Annotated in this window: 20 protein-coding genes, 2 tRNA genes and 1 pseudogene; 10 read left to right on the top strand and 13 right to left on the bottom strand. The window is 70.7% G+C overall.

The window, feature by feature from the left end; genetic code table 11:
* Nucleotides 1-5 precede the first annotated feature (5 nt).
* The 4 genes from OG488_RS25090 (at nucleotide 6) to OG488_RS25075 (ending at nucleotide 3,655) form a co-directional block, all read left to right on the top strand.
* On the top strand, nucleotides 6-719 hold the full coding sequence (locus OG488_RS25090) for a M50 family metallopeptidase (protein ID WP_329232673.1): 714 nt from the start codon (nucleotides 6-8) through the stop codon (nucleotides 717-719).
* Between the two features lie 103 nt (nucleotides 720-822).
* Nucleotides 823-2,202 carry a 3-phosphoshikimate 1-carboxyvinyltransferase gene (aroA, locus tag OG488_RS25085; RefSeq protein WP_329232671.1) on the top strand — a complete coding sequence of 460 codons (1,380 nt, stop codon included), beginning with the start codon at nucleotides 823-825 and terminating at the stop codon, nucleotides 2,200-2,202.
* Between the two features lie 4 nt (nucleotides 2,203-2,206).
* Nucleotides 2,207-3,223, top strand: coding sequence for a ribosome small subunit-dependent GTPase A (gene rsgA / locus OG488_RS25080; protein WP_329232669.1), 1,017 nt, complete (start codon nucleotides 2,207-2,209; stop codon nucleotides 3,221-3,223).
* Between the two features lie 108 nt (nucleotides 3,224-3,331).
* Entirely contained in the window at nucleotides 3,332-3,655 is a 324-nt protein-coding gene (locus OG488_RS25075) for a DMT family transporter (RefSeq protein ID WP_329232667.1), read from the top strand.
* Here OG488_RS25075 and OG488_RS25070 read toward each other — a convergent pair.
* Nucleotides 3,547-4,185: a TetR/AcrR family transcriptional regulator gene (locus OG488_RS25070; RefSeq protein WP_329232666.1), complete on the bottom strand. Its 639-nt coding sequence runs from the start codon at nucleotides 4,183-4,185 to the stop codon at nucleotides 3,547-3,549. The genes OG488_RS25075 and OG488_RS25070 overlap by 109 nt on opposite strands.
* A 137-nt stretch (nucleotides 4,186-4,322) precedes the next feature.
* Here OG488_RS25070 and hisN point away from each other — a divergent pair, with 137 nt between their 5' ends.
* On the top strand, nucleotides 4,323-5,123 hold the full coding sequence (gene hisN, locus OG488_RS25065) for a histidinol-phosphatase (protein ID WP_329232664.1): 801 nt from the start codon (nucleotides 4,323-4,325) through the stop codon (nucleotides 5,121-5,123).
* A 172-nt stretch (nucleotides 5,124-5,295) separates the two neighbouring features.
* On the top strand, nucleotides 5,296-5,697 hold the full coding sequence (locus tag OG488_RS25060) for a CBS domain-containing protein (protein ID WP_329232662.1): 402 nt from the start codon (nucleotides 5,296-5,298) through the stop codon (nucleotides 5,695-5,697).
* Nucleotides 5,698-5,792: 95 nt separating this feature from the next.
* Here the strand turns inward: OG488_RS25060 and OG488_RS25055 are convergent.
* Nucleotides 5,793-7,241, bottom strand: a pseudogene (locus tag OG488_RS25055) (catalase); the annotation flags it as partial.
* Nucleotides 7,242-7,417: 176 nt separating this feature from the next.
* On the opposite strand from OG488_RS25055, the gene OG488_RS25050 reads away from it, so the two are divergent.
* A complete protein-coding gene (locus tag OG488_RS25050) occupies nucleotides 7,418-7,837 on the top strand; it encodes a Fur family transcriptional regulator (protein ID WP_329232661.1) in 420 nt (139 codons plus the stop codon).
* A gap of 97 nt (nucleotides 7,838-7,934) precedes the next feature.
* Here the strand turns inward: OG488_RS25050 and OG488_RS25045 are convergent.
* The 4 genes from OG488_RS25045 to OG488_RS25030 form a co-directional block, all read right to left on the bottom strand.
* Nucleotides 7,935-8,008: transfer RNA gene (locus OG488_RS25045), tRNA-Met, on the bottom strand.
* Between the two features lie 148 nt (nucleotides 8,009-8,156).
* Complete coding sequence (locus OG488_RS25040; protein ID WP_329232659.1) at nucleotides 8,157-10,232, bottom strand: tetratricopeptide repeat protein; 2,076 nt, start codon at nucleotides 10,230-10,232, stop codon at nucleotides 8,157-8,159.
* Between the two features lie 212 nt (nucleotides 10,233-10,444).
* Nucleotides 10,445-10,518: transfer RNA gene (locus OG488_RS25035), tRNA-Met, on the bottom strand.
* A 42-nt stretch (nucleotides 10,519-10,560) separates the two neighbouring features.
* Entirely contained in the window at nucleotides 10,561-13,485 is a 2,925-nt protein-coding gene (locus OG488_RS25030; protein ID WP_329238981.1) for a UPF0182 family membrane protein, read from the bottom strand.
* A 127-nt stretch (nucleotides 13,486-13,612) separates the two neighbouring features.
* On the opposite strand from OG488_RS25030, the gene OG488_RS25025 reads away from it, so the two are divergent.
* A complete protein-coding gene (locus OG488_RS25025; protein WP_329232657.1) occupies nucleotides 13,613-14,182 on the top strand; it encodes a PPA1309 family protein in 570 nt (189 codons plus the stop codon).
* Nucleotides 14,183-14,203: 21 nt separating this feature from the next.
* Here the strand turns inward: OG488_RS25025 and OG488_RS25020 are convergent, their stop codons facing one another.
* The 4 genes from OG488_RS25020 to OG488_RS25005 form a co-directional block, all read right to left on the bottom strand.
* A complete protein-coding gene (locus OG488_RS25020) occupies nucleotides 14,204-15,310 on the bottom strand; it encodes a YlbL family protein (protein WP_329232655.1) in 1,107 nt (368 codons plus the stop codon).
* 169 nt (nucleotides 15,311-15,479) lie between these two features.
* Nucleotides 15,480-15,650, bottom strand: a complete 171-nt coding sequence (locus OG488_RS25015) for a hypothetical protein (protein WP_014048224.1) — start codon at nucleotides 15,648-15,650, stop codon at nucleotides 15,480-15,482.
* Nucleotides 15,651-15,777: 127 nt separating this feature from the next.
* Nucleotides 15,778-16,239: a molybdenum cofactor biosynthesis protein MoaE gene (locus OG488_RS25010; protein ID WP_329232653.1), complete on the bottom strand. Its 462-nt coding sequence runs from the start codon at nucleotides 16,237-16,239 to the stop codon at nucleotides 15,778-15,780.
* Nucleotides 16,240-16,374: 135 nt separating this feature from the next.
* Nucleotides 16,375-17,517 carry an SDR family oxidoreductase gene (locus OG488_RS25005; protein ID WP_329232651.1) on the bottom strand — a complete coding sequence of 381 codons (1,143 nt, stop codon included), beginning with the start codon at nucleotides 17,515-17,517 and terminating at the stop codon, nucleotides 16,375-16,377.
* Between the two features lie 191 nt (nucleotides 17,518-17,708).
* On the opposite strand from OG488_RS25005, the gene OG488_RS25000 reads away from it, so the two are divergent.
* On the top strand, nucleotides 17,709-19,160 hold the full coding sequence (locus OG488_RS25000) for a zinc-dependent metalloprotease (protein WP_329232649.1): 1,452 nt from the start codon (nucleotides 17,709-17,711) through the stop codon (nucleotides 19,158-19,160).
* Nucleotides 19,157-19,702 carry an NUDIX hydrolase gene (locus OG488_RS24995; RefSeq protein ID WP_329232647.1) on the top strand — a complete coding sequence of 182 codons (546 nt, stop codon included), beginning with the start codon at nucleotides 19,157-19,159 and terminating at the stop codon, nucleotides 19,700-19,702. Before OG488_RS25000 ends, OG488_RS24995 begins: the two co-directional genes overlap by 4 nt.
* A gap of 64 nt (nucleotides 19,703-19,766) precedes the next feature.
* On the opposite strand, the gene OG488_RS24990 is transcribed toward OG488_RS24995, so the two are convergent.
* Genes OG488_RS24990 through OG488_RS24980 form a run of 3 tightly spaced genes read right to left on the bottom strand, consistent with a single transcriptional unit; the run spans nucleotide 19,767 to nucleotide 22,841 of the window.
* Nucleotides 19,767-20,522, bottom strand: coding sequence for an AIM24 family protein (locus OG488_RS24990; RefSeq protein WP_329232645.1), 756 nt, complete (start codon nucleotides 20,520-20,522; stop codon nucleotides 19,767-19,769).
* Between the two features lie 19 nt (nucleotides 20,523-20,541).
* Nucleotides 20,542-21,222, bottom strand: a complete 681-nt coding sequence (locus OG488_RS24985; protein ID WP_329232644.1) for an AIM24 family protein — start codon at nucleotides 21,220-21,222, stop codon at nucleotides 20,542-20,544.
* An 11-nt stretch (nucleotides 21,223-21,233) separates the two neighbouring features.
* The gene (locus tag OG488_RS24980) at nucleotides 21,234-22,841 is read right to left on the bottom strand and encodes a TerD family protein (RefSeq protein WP_329232642.1); all 1,608 of its coding nucleotides are present in this window, start codon (nucleotides 22,839-22,841) and stop codon (nucleotides 21,234-21,236) included.
* Between the last annotated feature and the right edge of the window lie 64 nt (nucleotides 22,842-22,905).

Genomic DNA, 22,905 nt, shown 5'->3' with positions numbered 1-22,905 from the left:
CCACCATGGACAGCACCGAACTGGGAGATCTGTGGGATCGCGTCTCCGGGATCCAGCCCGCCCCCGAGCAGTGGCTGGTGGTGGTCACGGCCACGGCGGCGCTCGTCGCCGTCGTCCCGAACCTCATATGGCGGCTCTCACGCAACGCGGTCACCATCGCGCACGAGGGCGGCCACGGGCTGGTCGCCCTGCTCACCGGGCGGCAGCTCTCCGGGATCCGGCTGCACTCGGACACCAGCGGCCTCACCGTCAGCCGCGGCAAGCCCACCGGCGTCGGCATGATCCTCACGGCGGCGGCCGGCTACACGGCACCGCCGCTGCTCGGACTGGGCGGCGCCTGGCTGCTGACCAACGGCCGGATCACCCTGCTCCTGTGGCTGGCGACCGCGCTCCTGGCCGTGATGCTGGTGATGATCCGCAACCTGTACGGGGCGCTCACGGTCATCCTCACGGGTGCGACCTTCCTGCTGGTGTCCTGGCTGACCTCGGCCGACGTCCAGTCGGCGTTCGCGTACACGGTGGTCTGGTTCCTGCTGCTCGGCGGCGTGCGCCCGGCGTTCGAGCTCCAGTCCAAGCGCAGGTACGGCGGGGCCCCCGACTCCGACGCCGACCAGCTCGCCCGGCTCACGCACGCGCCGGCCGCGATGTGGCTCTTCCTCTTCCACGCGGTGTCGCTCTGCTCGCTGATCGGCGGGGGACGCTGGCTTCTCGGGCTGTGAGGGTGCGGGGTGGGAGCTCGCCCCTACCACCCTTGCGTTACGCCCTTATTTCCTCCCTTTTGTTCAGGATCTGGGTTTGCGCTGAGCCACTAAAGTGAGGGGCATGACCGAAAGTTCCGTGCACCCCGCCCTCTGGCCCGCCCCCCTTGCGACAGGGGCCGTCGACGCGACCGTCACCGTGCCCGGATCGAAGTCGGTCACCAACCGCGCTCTCGTCCTCGCCTCGCTCTCCTCCGAGCCCGGGTGGCTGCGCCGCCCGCTCCGCAGCCGCGACACCCTGCTGATGGCCCAGGCGCTCCGCGCGATGGGCGTCGGCATCGAGGAGGGCGTCGGCCCGGACGGCTCGGGTGAGGCCTGGCGCGTCATCCCCGCCGGCCTGCACGGCCCTGCCCGGGTGGACGTGGGCAACGCGGGCACCGTGATGCGTTTCCTGCCTCCCGTGGCCTGCCTCGCGGACGGCCCCGTCCACTTCGACGGTGACCCCCGGTCCTACGAGCGGCCGCTGCACGGCGTGATCGGCGCCCTGAAGTCGCTGGGAGCCCGGATCGACGACGACGGCCGGGGCACGCTGCCGCTGACCGTGCACGGCGCGGGCGCGCTGGACGGCGGCCCGGTGTCCATCGACGCCTCCTCCTCGTCCCAGTTCGTCTCGGCGCTGCTGCTGTCCGCCCCCCGGTTCAACCAGGGCGTGGAGGTACGCCACACCGGCTCGGCCCTGCCGTCCATGCCCCACATCCGGATGACCGTCGACATGCTGCGCTCCGTCGGCGCCCAGGTCGACGAGCCGGAGTCGGGCGGCGAACCCGATGTCTGGCGGGTCTCCCCCTCCGCCCTGCTGGGCCGCGACCTGACCGTCGAGCCCGACCTCTCCAACGCCCAGCCGTTCCTGGCCGCGGCCCTGGTGACCGGAGGCCGTGTCACCGTCCCCGACTGGCCGCTGAGGACCACCCAGCCGGGTGACGCGCTGCGCGAGATCTTCACCGCAATGGGGGGCGCGTGCGAGCTGACCGAACGCGGTCTCACCTTCACCGGCTCAGGCACGGTCCACGGCATCGACGTCGACCTGAGCGAGGTCGGTGAGCTGACACCGGGCATCGCGGCCCTCGCCGCCCTCGCCGACTCCCCGTCCACCCTGAGCGGCGTGGCCCACCTGCGGCTGCACGAGACGGACCGCCTGGCGGCGCTCACCAAGGAGATCAACGGTCTCGGCGGCGACGTCACGGAGACCGCCGACGGCCTGCGCATCGACCCGCGCCCGCTGCACGCGGGGACCTTCCACACGTACGACGACCACCGGATGGCGACCGCGGGCGCGATCATCGGTCTCGCCGTCGCCGGGGTGGAGATCGAGAACGTCGCCACGACGGCCAAGACCCTCCCGGACTTCCCGGAGATGTGGACCGGCATGCTCGGGGAACCCTCGGGCACCGTCGGCGTCTCACCCGGGGCGCGCGGCGCCGCGCCGGCGAGGCGCGGGGTCTGAGGGCATGCGCCGCTACGGGAAGAACCCCGACGAGGACGACATCCGCGTCCGCCCCAACCCCAAGGGCAACCGGCCCCGTACGCACACCCGCCCCAAGCACGAGGACGCCGAGGACGGCATGGTCCTCACCGTCGACCGGGGCAGGCTGACCTGCCTGGTCGAGGACCGTACGGTGGTGGCCATGAAGGCCCGCGAGCTGGGCCGCAAGGCCGCCGTGGTGGGCGACCGGGTCTCGCTGGTGGGTGACCTCTCCGGCGACAAGGACACCCTGGCGCGCATCGTGCGGATCGGTGCCCGCACGTCGGTGCTCCGCCGCACGGCGGACGACGACGACCCGTTCGAGCGGGTGGTCGTCGCCAACGCCGACCAGCTGGCCATCGTCACGGCGCTCGCCGACCCGGAACCACGCCCGCGCATGATCGACCGCTGCCTCGTGGCGGCGTACGACGGCGGGCTGACCCCGCTCCTGGTGCTGACCAAGTCGGACCTGGCCTCGGCGGACAAGCTCCTGGAGGCGTACACCCCGCTGGGTGTCCCCTACATCGTGACCAGCCGCGAGGAGCTGGAGAACGGTGACGCCGCCGACCGTGTGCGCGAGCTGCTGAACGACCGGGTGACCGCTTTCGTCGGACACTCCGGGGTCGGCAAGACGACCCTGGTCAACGCCCTGGTGCCGAAGGACCGGCGTCGTACGACCGGGGTGGTCAACGCCGTCACGGGCCGCGGCCGGCACACCACCACGTCGGCGCTCGCGCTGCCGCTGCCCGACGGCCGCGGCTGGGTGGTCGACACCCCGGGCGTGCGGTCGTTCGGACTGCACCACGTCGACCCCTCGCGCGTCATCAACGCCTTCCCCGATCTGCAGCCGGGCACGGAGAACTGCCCGCGCGGGTGCACCCATGACGGCCAGGAGCCGGAGTGCGCCCTGGACGCGTGGGTCGCGGAGGGCCATGCGGATCCGGCGCGGCTCGACTCGCTGCGCAGGCTGCTCTCGACCCGGGAGCGGCGCGAGGGCGACTGAGGCCGACGCCGGGCCCCGCGACGCGCGCGTTTGCGGGCCGTGCCTCTTGGTAAGGGCATAATCGCGTCGAGTGGGACGAAGCGTCACCTATGTGGGAGGCACCTGACGATGGCGTGGTTGCTGGTCGTGGTCGCCGGACTGCTCGAGACCGGCTTCGCCGTGTGTCTGAAGCTCTCGCACGGCTTCACCCGTCTCTGGCCGACGATCGCGTTCTGCGCGTTCGCCCTCGGCAGCTTCGGTCTGCTCACGCTGGCCCTCAAGAAGCTCGACGTCGGACCCGCGTACGCCGTATGGACGGGTATCGGGGCGGCGGGGACGGCGATCTACGGGATGATCTTCCTCGACGACGTGGTCTCCGCCCTCAAGCTGGTGTCGATCTCCCTGGTCATCATCGGCGTGATCGGTCTGCAGCTGTCCGGTTCGGCGCACTGATCCGCTGCGTCCGCCGGTACGAGCGCGTAGGAGAGGGCGAGCCGCAGCGCGATCTCGCAGGCCAGCCGCAGCTCCCCCGGCTCGCGCGGCGCGGGACCGCGCTCCAGTTCGGCGACGGCCCGGTCCCGGACGAGCGCGAGCAGTTCGGTGGGCGTGGGAAGCGGCACGCCGGGCCCGGCGGCGGGAAGGGCTCCCGGGGCGGGTAGGCGGTCGGCCCAGACACCGGTCAGCAGCGCCTTGACGAGCACGTCGGCGCGGGCCGCCGCGACCGTCCAGCGGGCCAGCTCCGCCGGCCCCGTCACCCCGGCCCGGTGAGCGCCGAGCGCCTCCTCCGCGCCGGCCAGATACCTGTCCGCCGCGCGCCGGATCAGCGCGCGGGCCAGGCCGCCCTTGCTGCCGAACTCGTTGTAGAGGGTCTGCCGGGAGACTCCGGCCGCCGCCGCCACGTCGACCATGCGCACGGCCGTCCAGGGCAGCGCGGAGAGCGCCGAGTGTGCGGAGTCCAGCAGTGCTTCTCGCGCCGATGGCATCGTCGCCTCCCACGCCGGGGACCTGCGATGCAGAGTCGACGCGCCCAAGGGCACTGTCAAGGGTCCGCGTACCGCGGGACACCCGGCCCGCACGGGTCCGTGTAGCCCGGGCGGGTGGCGGTGGATACTGTGACGGCATGCCCGACTACCACGATGATCTGCGCCTGGCCCATGTCCTGGCGGACGCCGCCGACGCGGCGACGATGGACCGGTTCAAGGCTCTGGACCTGAAGGTCGAGACCAAGCCGGACATGACTCCGGTCAGCGAGGCCGACAAACACGCGGAGGAGCTGATCCGCGGTCACCTGCACCGGGCACGCCCACGCGACGCGATCCTGGGCGAGGAGTACGGCATCGAGGGCACGGGCCCGCGGCGCTGGGTCGTCGACCCGATCGACGGCACCAAGAACTACGTACGGGGTGTCCCCGTCTGGGCGACGCTGATCTCGCTGATGGAGGCGGGCGAGGACGGCTTCCAGCCCGTGGTCGGCGTGGTGTCGGCCCCCGCGCTGAACCGCCGCTGGTGGGCGGCGAAGGGTGCCGGCGCCTTCTCGGGCCGCAGCCTGACGTCCGCGACCCGGCTGCACGTGTCCAAGGTCGAGCGCATCGCCGACTCCTCGTTCGCGTACGCCTCGATGACCGGCTGGGAGGAGCAGGGCCGACTCGACGGATTCATGGATCTGACACGGGCCTGCTGGCGCACCCGCGGCTACGGGGACTTCTGGCCGTACATGATGGTCGCCGAGGGGTCGGTGGACATCTGCGCCGAGCCGGAGCTCTCCCTGTGGGACATGGCGGCGAACGCGATCATCGTCCAGGAGGCGGGCGGGCGGTTCACCAGCCTGGACGGCGTCTCCGGGCCGGGCGGCGGCAACGCGGCGGCGTCCAACGGGCTGCTCCACCACGAGCTGCTCGGCTACCTCAACCAGCGCTACTAGGGCTTTCGGCGGGGGCCGGGCGCGCGCTCGCCCCCGGCCCGCCGGAGCGCGCCCGCCCCCTTGTCGAGCCCGGTCCCGGGTGCCACTCTGGGAGTCCCCCCCACTTGTGAACTTGTGAATTGGCTCACGAGGGCCGCTTCGCAGCTCACTCCCCAAGGAGGTGGCTCCCCTCATGCTTGTCCGTGACGCCATGAGCACCCTGGTCCTCACCATCGGCCCGGCCCACACGCTCCGCCAGGCGGCCCGGCTGATGTCGGCCCGACGTGTCGGAGCAGCCGTCGTCCACGACCCGGACACCTGCGGTCTCGGCATCCTCACCGAGCGCGACATCCTCGACGCCCTCGGCGCCGGCCTGGATCCCGATGTCGAGACCGCTTCCACCCACACCACGACCGACGTGGTCTTCGCCTCTCCCGCCTGGACCCTCGAGGAGGCCGCGGAGGCCATGACGCACGGCGGCTTCCGGCACCTGGTCGTGCTGGACGGGGACGGGCCGGTCGGCATCGTCTCGGTGCGCGACATCATCAGGTGCTGGATCCCGTCCCGGAGGCAGGCCGCGAGCATGGCGCTCTGAGGGGCAGCCCTTGCCGGGCCCGCACACGCCTGCGGGCCGGACCCCTGGGCATCCAGGGGAATCCGGCCCGCCGCCGACGGCGAGCGTCCGCCCTCACCGCGCAGGGCCTGGACCGCGGCGTCCAGCCGCTTGCCGAAGTCTCCGTCGGCCTGACGGAAGTTGCCGATCGCACGCTCGGCGATGTCGTCGCGCGAGACCTTGGCGATGAACCCGGCGAGGTTGTCGACCAACCGGACCTTCTCGTCCTCCGACAGCAGCCGGTAGAGGTTGCCGGCCTGCACGAAGTCGTCGTCCTCCGCGTGCGACGGCGCCTCGTGGTTGCCCGTGCCGCCGGTGACGGGGACGGGCTGCCAGAGCGGCCGGCCCGTCTGCGACGGGCCGCCGAAGCTGTTCGGCTCGTAGTTCTTCGCACCCTTGTGGCGGCCGTCGTACAGGTGGCCGTCACGGCTGTGGGTGCGCGCCTCCGTGGCGTGCGGGCGGTTCACCGGCAGGTGGTCGGCGTTGACCCCGACGCGGTAGCGGTGGGCTTCGCCGTACGCGAAGAGGCGGCCCTGGAGCATCTTGTCCGGGGAGGGGCCGATACCGGGGACGAAGTGCGCCGGGCTGAAGACCGACTGCTCGACCTCGGCGAAGACGTTCTCGGGGTTGCGGTCGAGCTCGAGCTTCCCGATCTCGATCGGCGGGTAGTCCTCATGGGGCCACACCTTGGTGAGGTCGAACGGGTTGAAGCGGTACGTCGCCGCCTCGGCCGCCGGCATGATCTGGACCTGCACGGTCCACGTCGGGAAGTCGCCCCGCTCGATGGACTCGCGCAGGTCGCGCTGATGGCTGTCCGGGTCCACGCCGGAGAGGCGGACGGCCTCCTCGGTGGTGAGGTTCTTGATCCCCTGGTCGGTCTTGAAGTGGCACTTGACCCAGAAGACCTCGCCGGCCTCGTTGTTCCACTGGTAGGTGTGCGAGCCGTAGCCGTTCATGTGGCGGTACGAGGCCGGGATGCCCCGGTCGCCGAACAGCCAGGTCACCTGGTGCGTGGACTCGGGCGACAGCCCCCAGAAGTCCCAGACGTTGTCCGCCTCCTGGGAACCGGTGTACGGGTCGCGCTTCTGGGTGTGGATGAAGTCGGGGAACTTGATGGCGTCCTTGATGAAGAAGACCGGGGTGTTGTTGCCGACAAGGTCGTAGTTGCCCTCTTCGGTGTAGAACTTCAGCGCCCAGCCACGGGGATCCCGGGCCGCGTCGGCGGAGCCGAGGTTGCCCGCGACGGTGGAGAAGCGCAGGAAGATCTCGGTCCGCTTCCCGACCTCCGAGAGGAAGCCCGCCCGCGTCCACCGCGAGACGTCCCGGGTCAGCGTGAAGGTGCCGTACGCACCGGCTCCACGGGCGTGCACGACACGCTCCGGGATGCGCTCCCGGTTGAAGTGGGCCAGCTTCTCGAGCAGCGCCTGGTCCTGGACGAGCACCGGTCCACCCGGGCCGGCGGTCTCACTGTTCTGGTTGTCGGCCACCGGTGCACCGGCCTCCGTGGTGAGCGGTCCCTGGGTCACGTGCGCCTCCTGCGTCGTTCCCCGCACAGCGTCGCTCCCTGCACGGTCCGTTCTCGGCCGCAGCCGGCCCTTGGCCGATTCACCATCGATCCCACATTGGACTTTGTCCAAATCAAATGAGGATCTAAAGTCACACCTACTCGGGACTCGGCCGATCCACTGTTAGGCTGGGCCCCATGAGTGACCTCCTGGAACGACTTCGTGGACGCGGCTGGCGCATGACGGCACAGCGGCGCGTGGTGGCCGAGGTTCTCGAGGGGGACCATGTGCACCTGACGGCGGACGAGGTCCACGCGAGGGCCGTCGAGCGGCTCCCCGAGATCTCACGCGCCACCGTGTACAACACGCTGGGCGAGATGGTGTCCCTCGGAGAGGTCATCGAGGTCTCCACCGACCGCCGGGCGAAGCGTTACGACCCCAACGCCCACCGCCCCCACCACCACCTGGTGTGCGGGCGCTGCGGTGCCATCCGGGACGTACACCCGGCCGGCGACCCCCTGGCGGACCTGCCGGCCGACGAGCGTTTCGGCTTCACCGTCTCGGACGTCGAGGTGACCTACCGGGGCATCTGCCCGAACTGCGCCGCCACGGCCTGAGAGGGCACCCGCCCCGCGTCCGTCCCGGCGGGTGCGTTTGCGAGGGCATATGACAGAGGCCCGGATCCTTGGAAGGATCCGGGCCTCTGTCTTTCAGTAGCGGGGACAGGATTTGAACCTGCGACCTCTGGGTTATGAGCCCAGCGAGCTACCGAGCTGCTCCACCCCGCGCCGTTGTGAGTGCAACACTACGGCACCTTCACCGGCCGGAGCAAATCACTTACCCGGACACCTGTGCGCACGGCTGACGGCCGGGCGGATACCTGCGCGCGTGGCCCGGGCCGGGCGGACCCCCGTGTGTACGGGGCCGGGGCCACCGTCAGGCGGTGAGCTCCTGGTGCAGCGCCTCGAGCAGCCGCGCGGCCCGCTCCGCCACCTCCGCCGGACCCAGCTCGACCGCACGGGCACACCAGCGCTGCCCCTCGGTGAGCTCGCCGCGCCGCGCGGCGAGCAGCGCGAGGCGCAGGGCCGCCCGGCCGTGGCCGTCGTTGGCGGCGCGGCTCCACCACAGGGCCGCCTCGCGTTCGCTGCCCTCCCGGGCGAGCAGCAGGCCGAGGTTGAAGGCCCCGTTGCGGCTTCCGGACTCCGCAGCCTCGCGGTACCAGCGGGCGGCGCTCACCATGTCGCCGCGCGCGGCCGCGAGCATCCCGGCCCTGACCTGGGCACGGCGGTGGCCCTGCTCGGCAGCCCTCTCGTACCACTCCTCGCACTCGGTCTTCTCCGGCATCGGCTCTCCCAGCGCGGGCGGCCCGGGGGCCGGCTGGCGCAGGTCGAGGACACCGGCCAGCCGGAAGGCCGCCTCGGCGCTGCCGCCGCCCGCGGCGCACCGGAGGTGGCGTTCGGCCGCCTGCTCCTCGCCGTCCCTCAGCAGGGCCATGCCGACCTGGAGCGCGGCATCGGTGTGCCCGGCGGCCGCCGCCCGCTGGTACCAGCCGAGCGCCGTGCGGTCCTCGTCCCGCCCGGCGTGCAGGATGCCGAGGTTGAAGGCGGCGTCCACGCTTCCGGCCTCGGCCGCCTTGGAGAACCAGGGCTCGGCCCCCGTCGCGTCGCCCGCCTGGAGCAGCAGCACGGCCAGCGCGTTGGCCGCCTCACGGTGCCCGGCGTAGGCGGCCCGGCGGTACCACTGCTCGGCCTGGGGGATCCGGTCCTGAGCGGCGCAGAGCAGGCCGAGGTTGTACGCCCCGTTGACGTCACCGGCGTCCATCGCGGCCCGGTACCAGCGCTCGGCCGTCTGCTGCTCACCCCTGGCGGCGTGCAGCGCACCGAGGGCGTTGGCGGCGTTGCCGTCGCCGTCCTGGGCGGCACGGAGCCACCAGACGGCCGCGCTCTCCTCGTCACCGGCGTCGCGCAGCAGGAAGCCGAGGGCACAGGCCGCGCGGGCCTCACCGTCCTTGGCCGCGGTGAGGTACCAGCGGCCGGCCTCCTTCAGCTCCCCGCGCTGTTCGAGGATCGATCCGAGGTGCAGCGCGGCACGGCGGTGACCGCGCGCGGCAGCCTGGCGGTACCACTGCTCGGCCTCGCCGACCCGGCCGGAGTCGGGGCCCGCGACGGGGCTGTCCCGCTTCGACGGCGCACCGCTGTCGAGCACCCGCCGGCCTTCGCCCATGCCGCGGCCCATCCCACGGCCCAGGCCGAAGGCGTCATGGGCGTCGCCGACCGCGTTGCGCTCGATCGTCCGCGCGAGTCGGTACGCGGCCTCCCGGTGTCCCTGTTCCGCCGCCGCGCGCAGCCAGCGCTCGGCGCCCACGTCGCCGCGGTGCTCCAGCAGATCGGCCAGGGCGTACGCACCCAGCGCGTGACCCTGCTCGGCGGACTGACGCAGCCAGTACTCGGCGCCGGGCTCGTCCCCGCGCTCCCGGAAGTGGCGCCCGAGGGCGTGCGCGGCCGCGGCGGAACCGGCGACGGCGGCGATGCGCCACCACCCGGCCGCCTCGTCCGCGTATCCCCTCTGATGGAGAAGGACGCCGAGGTTGTTCGCGGCGGCGCGGTCGCCCTCGGCCGTCGCGGCGCGCAGGTGGGCCTCGGCGCCGTCCAGGTCCCCGCGGCGCAGCAGGAGAGCGCCCAGGACGCTCATCGACGCCGTGTCGCCGGCCTCCGCTCCCCGCCGGTGGCGGGCCTCGGTCTCGTCGGCGTGATCCGCGGTGTCGGTGTCCGTGGTGTCCGCGCTCCCGGTGGCGTCCGTGCCTCCGGCGGCGCCGGCGCTCTCGACGGCGTCGGTCGCATCGATGATGTCCGCGGTGACGACGGCGGCCTCGAGAGCACCGTCGGCGGTGTCAACGGTCCCGGCCGGGGCAGCGGCGAATGCCGCATCTGCCTCTTTTTCCGTCGTCCGGCCGCGTCGCTGCACAAACCGCCCTGTCTCCAACAGAGTTGCCCTGTCCCCCATAAATACCATCGTCCCACCACCCGCAACCCGCGTACACCTGGAATACCGCGGCCAGTGAGGTCACTTCGGCGCTTTGTCGACATGCCCACAGAGAGACAAGTGAAACACGGTTGATCCCAACTCGTGCCCCGCGAACCGCACTTCACTCCGACAAGTTGAGAAAACGACTCACGACATGACAAAGGCCCGGATCCCAAAGGATCCGGGCCTTCACCTTTCAGTAGCGGGGACAGGATTTGAACCTGCGACCTCTGGGTTATGAGCCCAGCGAGCTACCGAGCTGCTCCACCCCGCGTCGTTGTGTTCAAACCATACCACGACGCGGGGTGGACCTTTCTCAGCTGCCCTGGTCGTCGCCCGCGGGCTTCTCCGCACCCTCGGCCCCTGGGCCGGAGCCGGACTCGGGCTGGGCCGCGGCCGCCTTCTCCAGGGCTTCCTGCAGGGCCTCCTGGGCCTTGCCGTAGGCCTCCCAGTCCTGCTCCTTGAGGGCCGCCTCACCGTCCGTGTACGCCTGCTGGGCGTCCGCGATGGCCTTCTTCAGGGCGGCGTCCCCGGTGGCCGGCGGCTCCGTGGTGTCACCCGGTGGCTCGGTCGGCTCCGTCGGTGGCGTGGTCGGATCGGACCCCTCGACCCCGAAGACCGCGTTGAGCGCCTCCCCGAGACTGTTCTCGAAGACGATCTTCGACCCGTACGAGGCGGCCACCTTGCGCAGCAGCGGATAGTTCTGCGTGCCACCGCGCGTGTACACCGGTTCGATGTAGAGGAAGCCCCCGTCGAGCGGCACCGTCAGCAGGTTGCCGTACTCGATGTCCGAGTCGGTCCCCTTGAGGTTTCTCACGAACTCGGCGACGTCGTCGTTGCCGTTGAGCTCACTCTGTACCTGGCCGGGGCCCTTCACGGTGGTGGTGACTCTCAGCAGTCTTATCGTGCCGTAGTCCTTGCCCGCCGCGTCCGCGTCCACCGCCATGAACGCCCCGAGGTTGGGCCGCCCTCTCGGTGTGAACGTCGTGGTCAGGGAGAACTTCTGCGTGTCCTGGCCCGGCATCTTCATGCTCAGGTAGTACGGCGGGACGGCCCCGGGCTCCTTGTTGGTGGGGTCGTCCGGCACCTGCCAGGCGTCACTGCCGCTGTAGAACTGCGCGGGATCCTCGACGTGGTAGCGCGTGAGGAGCTCCCGCTGGACCTTGAACAGGTCCTGCGGGTACCGCAGGTGGTCCATCAGGTCCTGCGGGATGTCGCCCCGGGACTTCACGGTCCCGGGGAAGGCCTTGCGCCACGTCTTGAGCACCGGGTCCTTGGTGTCCCACTCGTAGAGCGTGACCTTGCCGGTGTAGGCGTCGACGGTGGCCTTCACCGAGTTGCGGATGTAGTTGACCTGGTTCTGCTGGGCGACGACCGCGCGCTGGTTGGTGGTCAGCGAGTCGGCCGTGGTGTCACCGAGCGTCGTACGCGAGGCGTACGGGTAACCGTTGGTCGTGGTGTACGCGTCGACGACCCACTGGATGCGCTTGCCGACGACCGCCGGATAGGCGTCGCCGTCGATGGTCAGCCAGGGGGCGACAGCCTCGACGCGCTCCTTGGGTGTCCGGTTGTACAGGATGCGCGATCCCTCGCCGATGGCCCCGGAATACAGGATCTGCGGCTCGCTCATGGACACCGCGTAGGCGGCGCGGTTGAAGGCGTTGGAGAGACTGACCCCGCTGTCACCCTTGTAGCTGGTGGTCTTCTCGCCGTCCTCCTCGTAGTCGAGCTCCTTCTGGGGCCCGCCGACGATGGAGTACTGCTCGGTCTTCTCGCCGTAGTAGATCCGCTGCTCGTACTCCCCCAGCTCGCCGGTGGTCGGGAGACCCGACTCCGTGAAGTCCGGGGACCCGGCCGGGTTGGTGCCCGTCGTGGTGCCCCGGGCCGCGATGGCACCGTAGCCGTGGGTGTACGTGAAGTGGTCGTTGATCCAGTTCCGCTTCGGGAGACCGTCGAGGTTGAGCTCGCGCAGGCCGATGACGGTGTCCTGCTCCTTGCCGTCCTCGCCCTTGTAGCGGTCGACGTCCAGCGTCCTGGGGAACTGGTAGTAGTTCCTCCTCTGCTGGAGCTGCTGGAAGGCCGGGGAGACGACGTTCGGATCCATCACCCGGTAGCTCGCGGCCTCGCCCGCGGCGGTACGGAGCGCGGCTTCGTCCGTCGTGGTGCTCTTGCCGGAGTAGTCGTCCACCTGCGCGTCGTCGATGTCGTAGGCATCACGCGTCGCGTCGATGTTCTTCCGGATGAACGGCGCTTCCTTGGCCTGTTCGTTGGGCTGGACCTGGAACTTCTGCACGATCGCCGGATAGAGGCCGCCGATCAGGATCGCCGACAGGACCATCAGCCCGAAGCCGATCACCGGCAGCTGCCAGGTGCGCCGCCAGAGGGTCGCGAAGAAGAGCACGGCGCAGATCACGGCGATGCAGAACAGGATCGTCTTCGCCGGCAGATAGGCGTTGGCGTCGACGTACCGCAGGCCGGTCCAGTTGTCCGTGGCCTTGAAGTCACTGGACTTCACGGCCAGGCCGTACCGGTCGAGCCAGTACGCCACGGCCTTCAGCGCGACGAAGACGCCGAGCAGCACGGAGAGGTGGCCGGTGGCCGCACCCGTGGCCCGCGCGCCAGGGCTGGTGACCCGCAGCCCGCCGTAGAGGTAGTGGGTCAGCGCAGCCGCGATCAGCGACAGCACCACGGCGGCGAAGCCGAACCCGAGCAGGAAGCGGTACCACGGCAGGTCGAAGGCGTAGAAGGAGACGTCCAGCTTGAACTGGGGGTCCTTCTGCCCGAACGACACGCCGTTGACGTACATCAGCCATGTGCGCCACTGGCCCGACGCGGAGGCACCGGCGATCAGCCCGACGAGGGCGGTGACCGCGAGCAGCACCCACTTCTTGTAGGGGGCGACACTCATCCGGTAACGGTCCAGGCTCTGCTGCTCCAGCGACATCGCGCTCAGCGGCGGCCGGAGCCGGTGCGCGAGCCAGACGTTCACACCGATGGCGACGGCCATCAGCAGTCCGAAGACGAGGAACAGCCCGATCTTGGTCCACAGAGTGGTGGTGAAGACGGATGAAAACGCGACCGACCTGTACCAGAGCCAGTCCGTCCAGAACCCGGCGAACATGACGAAGGCCATGGCGAGAACCGCCAGGACGCCCAATGTCATGAGCAGGGTACGGACGCGCCGGGACGGGCGGCCGACTCTGATCCGTGGCCCGGTCGGGCCTCCGCCGCGGTCCGGCATCTGGAAAGCCAACGTGCGCACCTCGAAGTTCGCGGTCGTGTGGAGCAGGCCCAGCGATCGTAGAGCCCACCTATGCAACTTACTGAGGCTTTACCTAGTTCCCGTTCCCGGGGCAGAAGGAGGCAGGATGTTGGGCATGCCCAACGTTTCCCCCTCAGGCCCTCCGATGGCCGCGAGCCCACTCACCGTCGCCGTCCTCGAAATCGACACCTATGCGGCCAGTCTCGGCTGGGACCAGCCCGCCCGGCTGTTCGCCTTGGTCGACACCGCCCGGCTGCGTGCCCACGAGCCGGGCCTCGCCGCCCAGCTCGGCCTCGACGACACCGCTTCCACGACCGCCGCCCTCACCCCCGTCGAGCAGGAGGAGCTTCCCGCCGGCACCGCGCTGGACGAGTTCCTCGCCACGATCGCCTGGCCCGACGCCGTGGTCGGCTGTGCGATGACCGTGGAGCGGATGATGCTGCCGCCGTCCGCGGAGGCCTCCGTACCGGACGGCCTGTCCGACGCCCAGCTGACCAAGTGGGTCTCCGGGCACCCGGACCGGCAGGAGGTCCGGATGACCGTGGCGGTCCTGCGGGACGGCGCCAGGGACTCTGCGGTGCGCCTGCGGGAGAAGGACTCCCCGACCGAGGTCCTGACCGGTGCGGGGCTGGTCCCGGGGCTGGCCGAGGCGCTCGCGGCCACCTTCGAGTCCTGACCCCCGCGGCGGGGGCCGGCCTCAGCCCGCCGAACAGCCCGGCAGGCCGGCCGTGTCCCCCGCCCGGATCTTCTCCAGGGACTTCTTCGCGTCGTCCAGGGTCTTCACCCTCACCAGGGTGAGGCCGCCCGGGGTGTCGGACGCCGCGGCGGCACAGTTGTCGTCCGGGGTGAGGAAGTACCTGGCGCCCGCGTCGCGCGCGCCGACCAGCTTCATGTTGATGCCACCGATGGGGCCGACCTTGCCGTCGTCGTCGATGGTGCCGGTGCCCGCGATGAACTTGCCGCCCGTCAGCTTTCCGGGTGTCAGCTTGTCGATGATGCCCAGCGAGAACATCAGGCCGGCGCTCGGTCCGCCGACGTCGGCGAGCTTGATGTCGATCTCGAACGGGAAGGTGTGGTCGGTCCCTGCCTGGATCCCGACGATCGCCCGGTCCTCGGAGGGGTTAGAGGGGTCCTCGGGCGCCTTCCGCGTGGTGAGGGTGACGTCCTTGGAGCCCTCGGGCTCCTTGCCCGCCTTCTCGGCGGCGGCAGCGGTCTTCGCGGGGATGACCGTGAAGACGACGTCCTCTCCGGGCTCGTGCTTCGTGACGAGCTTCGCGACGTCCTCGGGCCGCTCGACGGCCGCGCCGTCGACGGCCTTGATCACATCGCCCGCGTGCAGCACGCCCTCGGCGGCGCTGTCCTTCACGACGGTGGAGACGACCACACGGGAGGTGACGGGGATCTTCAGCTCCTCCAGGGCCGCCACCTTGGCGCTCTCCTGGGACAGGCTGAACTCCTCGGCGTTCTCCTGGGTCGACTCCTCCTCGGTCTTGCCGTCCGGGTAGAGGGTGTCGTGCGGCACGACCACGCTGTCGTGGGCCAGCCAGCCGTACACGGCCTCGACGATGTTCATGTCGTAGTCCGCGCCGGTGACCCGGACCGTGGTCATGTTGAGGTTCCCGGACGTCGGGTACGTCTTGTGCCCGCTGATGTGCAGCACCGGCTCGCCCCGTGCGTCGCCGAGCGTGTTCACGGTCGGACCGGGAGACATCTCCGAGTACGGCACGCGGATCAGCACGCCTGCGCAGAGCAGCGCGATCAGGATGAGGGTGGAGGCGAGCATCGTCGCGGTGCGGCGTGGCATGGAACGACAGTACGGGAACGGCCTGTCAGTGCACCGTCGGGGCCGGTCCGTACGGGGCGGACGGCCGAGGTGTCCGGCAGGTCCGGGAGGCGTCGCGTGCGCGCTCGTCGCGCGGGCTGCGCCCGGCGGAGCGAATGCGGAATTGGCAACCGCGTACGGCTGCGGAGTCTCAGACGGCCTCGGAACCGGAGTGCGACTTCTCCATCGCTTCACGGAACCTGGCGTAGCCGGCGAGTTCGGTGACGTCGCCGGTCGTTCGATTGCGGGCTGCCCACCCTCCCCATATCGCCGCGCCGAGAGCGGCTATAAGTGGAATCAACAGCCAAGCGAGTGCTGCCATCACGACCTCCCTGCCCCATGAGCGACCGCAACTGACGATCAGAAGATTAACCAGTTGCAGGACCAACGCTCACGGCAGGGGTGCGGTTACGCAAATCGGGGCTGATGCGGCCCGGGGCGGTTTGCGCTCAGCAGGCGCCGACCCACTCCTCCGTGCCGTCGGAGAAGTGCTGGTGCTTCCAGATCGGGACCTCGTGCTTGAGGTCGTCGATCAGCTTGCGGCAGGCGTCGAAGGCCTCACCCCGATGGGCGCAGGACACGGCGACGACCACGGCCAGATCGCCGATACCCAGTTCACCCACCCGGTGGACGGCGGCAAGGGCCCGCACAGGGAACTCCGCCACCACTTTCTCGGCCACCCTGCGGAGCTCGTCGGCGGCCGTCGGATGGCAGGAGTACCCGAGGGAGCCGACGTCCTGACCGTCGTCGTGGTTGCGCACCGTGCCGACGAAGAGCGCCATGCCGCCCGCCGCGTCGTCCCCGACCGCGCGGAAGATCTCGTCTACGGAGAGCGGTGTGTCGCGGATGTCCAGGAGCCGGATCGGGTCCAGGGCCGCCTGCTCGCCGGGGTGGTCGTGGGTGCGTGCCATGGGGCCATCGTGCCGCACGTCAGCGGTATCGCGGAATAGCGCTTTCGACCGGTGGGGTGCCGGCCTGCTTGGAGCCTCCTACCAGGCGGGGCCGCCCGGCCCGCTCCACGGACCGGCGCCCGGGCCTCCGCCCGGTCAGAAACGACGGCGTGCCTTGCGGGCCCGCCGGACCAGCGCCGCCGTACCGAGCAGCGCAACGGTCGCCCCCGCCGCCCCCGCCGCGGTGGCGTCCTTGCGGCCGAGCCGCCGGCCGGCGACCGTGTGGCGCCCCTCCACCTCTTCCAGGAGCGCCGCCAGGACCTCCTCGTTGGTCCACCTGGGGCGCCATCCCGCGTCGTGCAGCCGGCTCACACTGACCACCCAGGGGTGCATGGTGTAGGCGAGGTCGCCCGCCGGTGAGGGAGTGAGGCCGATCCGGTGCAGCCGGGCGGCGGCGCCGAGGGCGACGGCGGACGGCAGTTCCATGCGCCGTACCCCGGAGAGCTCCTCCACCTCCTCCTGTTCGAGCCAGCCGTCGCAGCCGACCGCGAACTCGCCCTCGATCTTCTCGAGAGCGGCGTACTCCAGGGCGGTCACCAGGTCGTCCACGTGACAGAACTGCCAGGCCGGCCGGGACCCGGCGACGACCAGCAGCCTGGGGGACTCGAAGTACCGGGTGAGCGCCGTGTCCGTCCCGCCGACCAGGACCGTGGGGCGCACCACCGTGACGTTGAGGCCGGGGTGGGCGCGCGGGGCCCGGCGGCCGAGCCGCTCGATCTCCAGCAGGTCGCCGACCCCGGTGGCCTCTGCGGTGGCCCGCAGCTCGGCGTCCTCGGAGAGTGGGATGTCGTTGTCGGGCAGAGCGCCGTAGACCATCGCCGAGGTGCACAGCACGACCCGGTGGACGCCCACGGCAGCCGCCGCCGTCAGCACGGTCTGGGTACCGCGCACGTTGTACGCGGTACGGGCCGCGGGGTCGGTCTCCAGGTCGAGGTCAAGTGCCATGTGCACGACGACGTCCGCGCCGCGCAGCTTCTCGGCGATGGCGGGGTCCCGGACGTCCAGGATGTGCCAGGTCGCCTCGGAGACTTCTCCCCGGCGCTCGTCGATGGCGATGACCTGCTTGATCGCGTCGGATGCGGCGAGGTGGGCGGTGAGCAGTTCACCGACACCGGTCGCGGCACCGGTGACCGCGACGACGGGGCCGCGGCTTCGGGAGAGATTTTTCGTGGGCTTGCTTTCGGGCGAGGGGTCGGCCAGGTTTCGCGCTGCGCGAACCTGCGGATCTGGGGAACTCACCGGGCGTCTCCAGCGGTTGTCTTCAGTACGTACCCGAATGACGCGTGCGTACCAGGTGGCGTCCATCCTGCCGCAGGCCGGGAGCCGGCGGAGCACTGAGGGCCCGAGCGGGCTTTGGTGTCTACGCTGGATGGTGATGTCGGGCAGTCGCCGTCGGTTCGAGCCGGCGGCCCTACGAGCCGAGGAAACCCGTGAGTGACACCCCATTCGGATTCGGCCTTCCGCCGGAGGAGCCGGAAGACGGCGACGAAGGCAAGAAGAAGGACCCCACCGGTGGTGGGCAGGGCTCGGGCGGGCCGGCGAACCCGTTCGCCTTCGGGCCCGGCGCGGGCGGGGACAACCCGTTCGCCGCGATGTTCGGCTCGATGAACCCGAACGACCTGGGTGCGGCCTTCCAGCAGCTCGGCCAGATGCTGAGCTACGAGGGCGGTCCGGTCAACTGGGACATGGCCAAGCAGATCGCCCGCCAGACGGTGTCGCAGGGCACCACGGACGGCAGCAAGGACGCGAGTGTCGGTCCGGCGGAGCGGTCCTCCGTCGACGAGGCGCTGCGTCTCGCCGACCACTGGCTGGACGGCGTGACGTCGCTGCCCTCGGGTTCCGTCTCGACGGTGGCCTGGAGCCGCGCCGAGTGGGTGGAGGCGTCCCTCCCCGCCTGGCAGCAGCTGGTGGACCCGGTGGCCGAGCGCGTCGGCCTCGCCATGGGCGATGTCCTGCCCGAGGAGATGCAGGCCATGGCGGGCCCGCTGATCGGCATGATGCGGTCGATGGGCGGCGCCATGTTCGGCCAGCAGATCGGGCAGGCCGTGGGCGTGCTCGCCGGCGAGGTCGTCGGCTCGACCGACATCGGCCTCCCTCTGGCGCCCGCGGGCAAGGCCGCACTGCTTCCGCTGAACGTCGAGCGGTTCGGCAAGGATCTGAGCGTGCCGCAGGACGAGGTGCGGCTCTACCTGGCGCTGCGCGAGGCGGCCCACCAGCGGCTCTTCGCCCATGTCCCGTGGCTGCGCTCGCACCTGTTCGGCGCGGTCGAGGCCTATGCGCGCGGCATCAAGGTCGACACCAGCAAGCTCGAGGACGTCGTCGGTCAGTTCGACCCCTCGCAGCCGGAGCAGTTGCAGGACGCACTCCAGCAGGGCATGTTCCAGCCGGAGGACACCCCGGAGCAGAAGGCGTCGCTGGCCCGTCTGGAGACGGCCCTCGCCCTCGTCGAGGGCTGGGTGGACGCCGTGGTGCACGAGGCCGCGAAGTCGCGGCTGACCTCGGCGGACGCGCTGCGGGAGACGATGCGCAGGCGCCGGGCCTCCGGCGGTCCCGCCGAGCAGACCTTCGCCACGCTCATCGGGCTCCAGCTGCGGCCGCGCAGGCTGCGGGACGCCTCCCGGCTGTGGGCCTCGCTCACGGACGCCCGGGGCGTCGACGGCCGTGACGGCCTGTGGGAGCACCCGGACATGCTGCCGACCGCCCAGGACCTGGACGACCCCGACGGTTTCGTGCATCACGAGCAGCTGGACTTCTCCGAGCTGGACAAGATGCTCGGCGAAGCCGCGAAGGGCTCCCCGAAGCTCCCGGCCGAGGAGCAGGGCAAGGGCGAAGAGCCCGAGGACGGCCCGGAGAGCGACGGCAAGGACGACACCGGCCGGTGAGCCTGCACGACGACGCTGTCGCGGTGCTCGAGAACTACGACGAGGCCGACGCACAGCAGAAGGAGCTGCGCGGGACGTACCTGGACCATCTGGCCGGGCACCCCGACGGCATGTGGAAGGCGTGCGGGGCCGGGCATCTGACGGCCAGCGCACTGGTGGTCGACCCGGAGCGCGGCAGGGTCCTGCTGACGCTGCACAGGAAGCTGCGGATGTGGCTGCAGATGGGCGGACACTGCGAGCCCCAGGACACCACGCTGGCGGCCGCGGCCCTGCGTGAGGCGACGGAGGAGTCGGGCATCGCCGGGCTGGCCCTGCTGCCCGGCGGGCCCGTGCGGCTCGACCGGCACCCCATCCCCGCGCCCTGCCACTGGCATCTGGACGTGCAGTACGCGGCGACCGCGTCGGCCGGGGCGGTCGAGCGGATCAGCGACGAGTCCCTCGACCTGCGCTGGTTCCCGTACGACGAGGTGGCCTCGGTCGCGGACGCCTCGGTCGTCCGTCTGCTGGAGAGCACCCGCGCACGGCTGGGTCACGGCCGCTAGACAGCGGTGAGGGGCGGTTTCCCGTGGGAAGCCGCCCCTCACCGCTGCTCTCCGCCGGAGCGGTTCAGTTCCAGGCGTTGTTCTGGTTCTGGCTGCGCGCGCCGTGCTGACCCACACCGAACTGGGCCGCGGCCCCCTGGCCGATCTGGGTGTTCTGCGGGGGCAGCACCTCGCTCGGCTGGACGAGGGCGAAGCCCTGGCCCAGGAAGCTCAGCTCCCAGCCCTCACCCGTGTTCCCGCGGCGCCGGAAGACGCCCGAGGAGTGGGTCTGGGCCTGCATCTGGACCCTCAGCCCGCTCGACCAGGCGACGATCGCGTCGGCGTCGACGTTGATGTACTTGTCCGGGGTGACCTGCATCATCAGCGGCTGGCCGGAGGTCATCAGGGCGACCTTGCCGGTCCCGGAGATGTTGAGCTGGTACTTGCCGGTCCCGGAGATCCCGTACTGGCTGTCCACCGCGATGACCTCGGTGTGCAGCGAGGAGTCCAGCGCGAGGACGTAGGCGCTGTCGACCGTCATGCCCTCGTGGCCGACGTCGACCACGTGGATGTACTGGGCGAGGTTGGCCAGGTAGACCGTGCCCTGCCCGGAACAGCGCATCAGGTCGAGGCCCTCGCCCGTGTTCCTGCGGGCGCGGCGCTGGCCGTGCGACTGGTACTCGCCGTCGAACTCCATGAGCCCCTGGTAGGCGACCATGGCGCCCTTGCGGGCGAGGACGTCGTCGTGACCGGTCAGCGAGACCCTCAGGAGCTGCGGATTCTGGACGGCGTAGCGGTCCTGGGTCTGTTGTTCGGTGTGGCTGAAAAGCGGACTCTGCATGATGTGGTTCCTCCCCCGCTCAGTTCCGGACCCGGAGGCGGTCGGTACTGTCCTCGCTCGGCTGGACGACGACGATGCCCTGCCCGGAGAAGGCCATCTGGAACGCCTCTCCGCTGCCCCGGCCGATGAGCGAGCTCGCCTTGAAGCTGCGCTTGCCCTTCACCTTGAGGTTCGGGGACCACGCGACGAGGGCGTCGGGGTCGACGTACGTCTCGTCCTCTCCCCGGCCGCAGTCGACGACGATCGGCGTGCCGCGTGAGGTGATGGCGACCCATCCCGTGCCCTGGATCTCGACGTTCCACAGGCCCTGGCCGGCGAACTTGGCCAGTCCCTTGACCCGCTCCACACCCCAGGTGAGGTGGCCGTCGAAGGCCAGGAGGTTGGTGCCGTTGACCGAGAGCGACTCGTTGTTGAGATTGATGACGACCACGTCGGCGCCGTAGTCGGCCAGGTAGAGGAGTCCGTCACCGGCGCACTTCATGAGGGGCGCGCCCTCGCCGGTGATCCACTGGGAGGCGATCTGGCGTACGGCGGGCGGGTTGGGTTCGTACTGGATGAAGCCCTCGTAGGCCACCATCGAGCCGGTGCGCGCGTAGAGGTCCTGGCCGGTGGCCATGGCGACCTTGAGCATCGTACGGCCGTGGTTCTCCATGCGGGCCGTGACGGGGGTCGGGGCGAAGCCCGCGAGCTGGTGATTCATGACGGGCTCCCTCAGACCTCGTAGGGCTGGACGACGATGAAGTTCCCGGGCGCTCCCCGGAACTGGAGGTTCACGGTCTCTCCGCTGTGCCCCGGGTACGCGTTGCGGCGCAGCCGGACCTGGCTGGAGAGGATCACCTGGGACGCGGACGACCAGGCCACGACGGCGTTGCAGTCGGCGAAGGTGGTCGGCGTGACCGGAAGGACGACCGGCACCCCGTGGGTCTTGACGACGACGGTGCCGGTGCCCTGGAACTGCATGGTGAACAGGGCGCCACCGGGGATGCCGTGCCCCTCGATCCTCCGGACCTCGTACTGCAGGGACTCGTCGAACGCGAGGACGCTCTCCGCGGAGACGCAGATGCCGTCGCCCTGCAGCTCGATGGGGTGCAGATGTGCCCCTTCCTCGGCGAGGAAGACCTGACCGCGGCCGGTGCAGCGCATCAGCTGCATCTCCTGGCCCGTGGCGTTGCCGACCATGCGGCCGGCGAACCCGGCCCCCTTGTAACCGAAGTCGACCTTGCCCTGGTACATGACCATGCTGCCCTGACGGGCCAGCACCGGCATACCGCCCATCGTGAGGTCGACACGCATGAGCTGCTGGTTCTGCGAGGTCCAGCGCTGGCCGGTGGCCGCCTCCTTGTACGGCTGGAGGGCGGCCTGCAGACCCGCACCGGCCGCCGGGAGCCCCTGGGGGACACCCTGGGGCATACCGGGCTGCGCGCCGGGGGGCTGCTGACCGAACGCGGCGGGAGGCTGCTGGCCGAACGGAGGAGCCGCCGGGGGCTGCTGGCCGAACGGCGGGGCCGTCGGCACGGAGCCCTGCCCCGGGACCTGCCCGAACTGCGGCTGCTGGGGTGGCTGCCCGTACGGGGACGGCGCCTGCGGCGCCGGTGAGGTGGGCGCGGCGATGGTCGGCGCGGCGTGCATCGGCTGCTGCGGCGCGGGAGCCGGTGCGGGCGGGGCGCCGAAAGAAGGTGCCGGCTGCGGCGGCTGGGGAGCCGCGGGAGCACCGAAGGCGGGAGGCGCGGAGGCCTGGCCGGGGGGCGCGAACGAGGGGGCGGCGCCCTGCGCGGGCACGGCCGGGGCCTCCTCCGCGACTTCACCGCCGAAGTTCTTCAGCAGCGCGTCGAGTCCGCCGTCGAAGCCCTGACCGACCGCGGCGAACCGCCAGACGTCCTTGAGGTAGAAGTCGCCCAGCATGACCGCGCGCTCGGTGGTGAACTCGGAACCGGTGAAGGCGTACTTCACCACTTCCTCGCCTCCCGCGACGATCCGGATATACCCGGGGCCGACCTGCGACATCTGCCCGGCACCGTCGAGAGTCGCGGTGAAGGACAGCTTGTGGATGTTCGCCGGAATGCGGTCGAGTGTGACGCGGAACGACTCGGTGTCACCTGCCTGGGCACCGAGAAGCTGAATGGACTCCTCAGGCGATTTCGGCTGGTTGAAGAAGATGAAATACCGGTCGTCGGAGAGCTGCTCGTTGGCGTCGAGACCGAAGCAGCTGATGTCGAACGTCAGGCCCGAGCCTGCGATCTGCACACCTACGTACAGATCCGTCCCTGACGTGAGATCACTGATCTTGGCCTTGTGGCCGCGTTGAAATTCCCTGGCCATGCGTAACGACCGTCCCCCATCCCGAAGGTGAATGCTCGCGTCAGGCTAACCGCAAACCACGACA

Origin of the sequence: Streptomyces sp. NBC_01460 (assembly GCF_036227405.1) — a bacterium.
Lineage (GTDB): Bacteria > Actinomycetota > Actinomycetes > Streptomycetales > Streptomycetaceae > Streptomyces.
The sequence above is the reverse complement of the archived record's forward strand: the minus strand, read 5'-3'. Positions and strand labels throughout refer to the sequence as shown.